The organism is Photobacterium alginatilyticum (assembly GCF_009910675.1).
Classification (GTDB): Bacteria; Pseudomonadota; Gammaproteobacteria; order Enterobacterales; family Vibrionaceae; genus Photobacterium; species Photobacterium alginatilyticum.
Genome location: NZ_RSEJ01000059.1, coordinates 1 through 4,771, shown reverse-complemented (window position 1 = coordinate 4,771; position 4,771 = coordinate 1). Strand labels below are relative to the sequence as shown.

Annotated in this window: 4 protein-coding genes; all 4 read left to right on the top strand. The window is 34.4% G+C overall.

The genetic code is table 11. The features are described from left to right. On the top strand, positions 1–1,128 hold a 1,128-nt coding region (locus EIZ48_RS31270; protein WP_160658508.1), incomplete at its 5' end, for a ribulose-bisphosphate carboxylase large subunit. Positions 1,129–1,740: 612 nt separating this feature from the next. Beyond that, on the top strand, positions 1,741–3,225 hold the full coding sequence (accD, locus tag EIZ48_RS31265; protein WP_500690614.1) for an acetyl-CoA carboxylase, carboxyltransferase subunit beta: 1,485 nt from the start codon (positions 1,741–1,743) through the stop codon (positions 3,223–3,225). A gap of 429 nt (positions 3,226–3,654) precedes the next feature. After that, positions 3,655–3,765: a photosystem I reaction center subunit VIII gene (gene psaI, locus EIZ48_RS31260; RefSeq protein WP_160658505.1), complete on the top strand. Its 111-nt coding sequence runs from the start codon at positions 3,655–3,657 to the stop codon at positions 3,763–3,765. Positions 3,766–4,204: 439 nt separating this feature from the next. Further along, positions 4,205–4,759, top strand: coding sequence for a photosystem I assembly protein Ycf4 (locus EIZ48_RS31255; RefSeq protein WP_160658491.1), 555 nt, complete (start codon positions 4,205–4,207; stop codon positions 4,757–4,759). Positions 4,760–4,771 lie beyond the last annotated feature (12 nt).

Here is a 4,771-nt window from a genome sequence, read left to right as displayed (position 1 = left end):
GTAGCTTATCCTTTAGACCTTTTTGAAGAAGGCTCTGTTACTAACATGTTTACTTCTATCGTGGGTAATGTATTTGGATTCAAAGCCCTRCGCGCTCTACGTCTGGAAGATCTGCGAATCCCGGTYGCGTATRYTAAAACTTTCCAAGGACCGCCTCATGGTATCCAAGTTGAAAGAGATAAATTGAATAAGTATGGKCGTCCCCTGTTGGGATGTACTATTAAACCTAAATTGGGRTTATCYGCTAAAAAYTACGGYAGAGCTGTTTATGAATGTCTTCGTGGTGGACTTGATTTTACYAAAGATGATGARAACGTGAACTCCCARCCATTTATGCGTTGGMGAGAYCGYTTCTTATTTTGTGCCGAAGCWMTTTWTAAAGCACAGGCWGAAACAGGTGAAATYAAAGGKCATTACTTRAAYGCTACTGCRGGTACATGYGAAGAAATGATMAAAAGRGCTGTRTTTGCYAGAGAATTRGGAGTTCCTATYGTAATGCAYGACTAYYTAACAGGRGGATTCACTGCAAATACKAGYYTGGCTCATTATTGCCGAGATAATGGCTTACTTCTTCAYATYCACCGTGCAATGCATGCAGTTATTGATAGACAGAARAATCAYGGTATRCACTTCCGTGTACTAGCRAAAGCSYTACGTATGTCYGGTGGAGATCATATTCACKCYGGTACYGTAGTAGGTAAACTTGAAGGRGAAAGRGAAATYACTTTRGGCTTTGTTGATTTACTGCGTGATGATTWTATTRAARAAGATCGWARSCGCGGTATTTATTTCACTCAAGATTGKGTYTCGCTACCWGGTGTTCTRCCYGTGGCTTCMGGRGGTATTCACGTTTGGCATATGCMWGCTCTGACMGAGATCTTTGGAGATGATTMTGTACTACAATTYGGTGRMGGRACTTTAGGACACCCTTGGGGAAATGCACCGGGTGYTGTAGCTAACCGAGTAGCTYTAGAAGCATGTGTACAAGCTCGTAATGAGGGACGTGATCTTGCTCGTGAAGGTAATGAAATTATYCGTGAGGCTTSCAAATGGAGTCCTGRAYTRGMTGCTGCTTGTGAGGKATGGAAGGAGATCAAATTTGAATTCGAAGCAATGGATACTTTGTAATTCARTWATTACTGTTCGGTCTGTTAATTGAATTGGAATTAAACTCGGCCCAATMTTTTACTAAAAGGATTGAGCCGAATACAAAAATTCTATTGTATCCACTTTGGCTAGAGAATCCATTTTGGRTAGATCTATATACTTAATCTAGATATACAATTCAATRAAATAAAAAAGAAKATTCAAAAATTCAAATATTTCTAKTTTTGKATTKGATCCACAATKAATYCTMTGGATCCTTAGGATTGGTGTAGTTCTTTTATATCTTCTAGTTTMYCTGGATAGARCTAMGTATCAAAACCWYTTTTTACCCATCCTGTATATTGTCCTTTTCRTTTTGTGTYGCAATCGAAACTTTACTTAATTAKTKGATTMGTTATTAGACGAGATTTTATAAAAAAAGTCCTTACTTATTAGTAGATTAGTAKAKACGAAATTAGGAGAGAATAAATATTTCGTTTTTTTTTTTCAATACTTAATTAGTTAATAATCCTAGTGATTCTAGTTCTATGTTTATTCTGATAAGAAATAGGMTATTAACAAAAATTCTTTTTCATCGAATGAYTATTCATTTATTGTATTTTCATGTAAATAAAATAGGGGGCAAAAAACTCTATGGAAAAATGGCAGTTCAATTCGATGTTGTCTAACAARGAGTTAGAATTAGAACACAGGTGTGGATTAAGTAATCRTAGTCCTATTGATGAACATATCAGTGAAAGTGAAGATCCTAATCGCAATGATAGGCATCATCATAGTCGGAGTKATAGTGAYAGTTCTACTTACAGTAATGTGGATCATTTMTTTGGTGTCAAGGACATTGGGAATTTCATCTCTGATGACACTTTTATAGTTAGGGATAAGAATGGGGACAGCTATTCCATATATTTTGATATTGAAAATAAGCTTTTTGAGATTAACAAGGACCATTCTTTTCTGAGTGAACTCGAAAAACCTTTGTCTAGTTATCCGAATTCTGATTATCTSAATAATGGATCKAATAGTGAYGAYCCTTACTAYGATCGTTMCATATATGATACTCAATATAGTTGGAMTAATCATATTAATAGTTGTATTGACAGTTATCTTGATTCTCAACTACGCATTGATGCTTACATTRTAAGTAGTAGTGACAATTATAGTGACAGTTATATTTATCGTTCCATTTATGGTGAAAATMGAAATAGTAGTGAAAGCGAGAGTTCYAGTATAARGAAYRCGGGTGATTTAACTATAAGAGAAAGTTATAATAATCTCGATGTAACGCAAAAATACAGGCATTTGTGGGTTCAATGCGAAAAGTGTTATGGATTAAATTATAAGAAAATTTTGAAGTCAAAAATGAATATTTGTGAACAATGTGGATATTATTTGAAAATGAGTAGTTCAGATAGAATCGAACTTTTGATTGATCCMGGCACTTGGGATCCTATGGATGAAGACATGGTMTCTCTGGATCCCATTGAATTTCATTCGGAGGAGGAGCCKTATAAAGATCGTATTGATTCTTATCAAAGAAAGACAGGGTTAACTGAGGCTGTTCAAACAGGTATAGGCCAACTARATGGTATTCCCGTCGCAATTGGGGKTATGGATTTTCAGTTTATGGGGGGTAGTATGGGATCTGTAGTCGGRGAGAAAATTACCCGTTTGRTCGAGTATGCTACCAAAAAATTTATACCTCTTRTTATAGTRTGTGCTTCTGGGGGTGCACGTATGCAAGAAGGAAGTTTGAGCTTGATGCAAATGGCTAAAATMTCTTCTGCTTTATACGATTATCAATCAAATAAAAAACTMTTTTATGTACCAATTCTTACATCTCCGACTACGGGTGGGGTGACAGCGAGTTTTGGTATGTTGGGGGATATCATTATTGCCGAACCCAATGCCTACATTGCATTTGCGGGTAAAAGAGTAATTGAACAAACATTGAATAAAACAGTACCCGAAGGKTCACAAGCGGCCGAATATTTATTCCAGAAGGGCTTATTCGATCTAATTGTACCACGTAATCTTTTAAAAAGCGTTCTGAGTGAGTTATTTCAACTTCACGCTTTCTTTCCTTTGAATAAAAATTCAAAGACTATTCAGTTTAATTAGTTTTACACGTAGTTAGTTTATCGGAATCAAAGTAAAAATAAGAAGAATGGAGTTTTCTTTGGTGACCTCAAATCTATAAAATATAAAATTTAATTTTAGAAAGAATCACAAGTTGCATCTAATTTTTTAATTTTTCTTGTTTTTTTTGTTTACTTTGATTCATGATTACGAATCAGCRAGCCTCTATAAAAGAATGCATTTTTGCTTTTGTGAAATTAGGCGAAGTTCCTCTTACCTTCTTACGTAGGTATTCTATAATTAATTAAAATGAAAGTTTCMTAATTACAATAATAGTAATTCGAATCGAATTAMTAARAATTTTCATTCTATAATTAAAAATKAAAAATTATTACAAGATATCTTTMTAACAATAGAAACWATATAATAATAACAGGTACAAATAGTMAATTWAATCGAGGTATTCATTCTATGATAACTTTCAACTTTCCYTCTATTTTTGTGCCTTTAGTAGGCCTAGTATTTCCGGCCATGGCAATGGCTTCTTTATTTCTTTATGTTCAAAAAAACAAGATTGTTTAGATCTAATAGGACTAAATCTCATTTTTTTTTTGAACTTAGATAAAAAAATATCWAYTTATTTGAGTMTGGTATAACATAGGGTTTCGGCTGAACAGAAATCGACYMTATRGAAATGAAAGAGTTCTTATACATACAGAAAATGATATATGATATATGATATATGAGTCAATTTATTCTAGCTATTTTCCACTAGAATAAGGATYGGCGGATGTCTGAAATGGAAAGTCTATAAAGTCTATGTAGTAATATGTCTGCCACTATMCTTAGTAGGGCCATAAAGTGAAGAGAMATTTTTCCATCTAACCCGTTTTATGAATTATTCCTAAGGGTTCATATMAAAATAGTGCTAGTTGATGAGAGTTATTTCGGCAACAAAAAAAGTAAAGTCAAATTYATTSGGCTATGCTCTCAATTCCAATAAAMTGAAATCAGATCAAGTATGAGTTGGCGATCAGAACATATATGGATAGAACTTATAARGGGGTCTCGAAAAATAAGTAATTTTTYCTGGGCCATTATCCWTTTTTTAGGTTCATYAGGCTTCTTATTGGTTGGAACTTCCAGTTATCTTGRTAAAAATTTGATATCTTTWTTTCCGTCTCAACAAATCRTTTTTTTTCCACAAGGGCTCGTAATGTCTTTTTATGGGTTCGCGGGTCTTTTTATTAGCGCCTAYTTATGGTGTACAATTTCGTGGAATGTAGGTAGTGGTTATGATCGATTCGMTAGAAAAGAAGGRATAGTGTGTATTTTTCGTTGGGGATTTCCYGGAAAAAAYCGTCGTGTCTTCCTMCGATTTCTWATAAAAGATATTCAGTCTGTGCGARTAGAAGTTAAAGAGGGTATTTATGCTCGTCGTGTTCTTTATATGGAAATCCGAGGCCAGGGGGCCATTCCCTTGACGCGTACGGATGAGAATTTTACGCCACGAGAAATTGAACAAAAAGCGGCTGAATTGGCCTATTTTTTGCGTGTCCCAATTGAAGTTTTTTGAGAAATAAAGAAT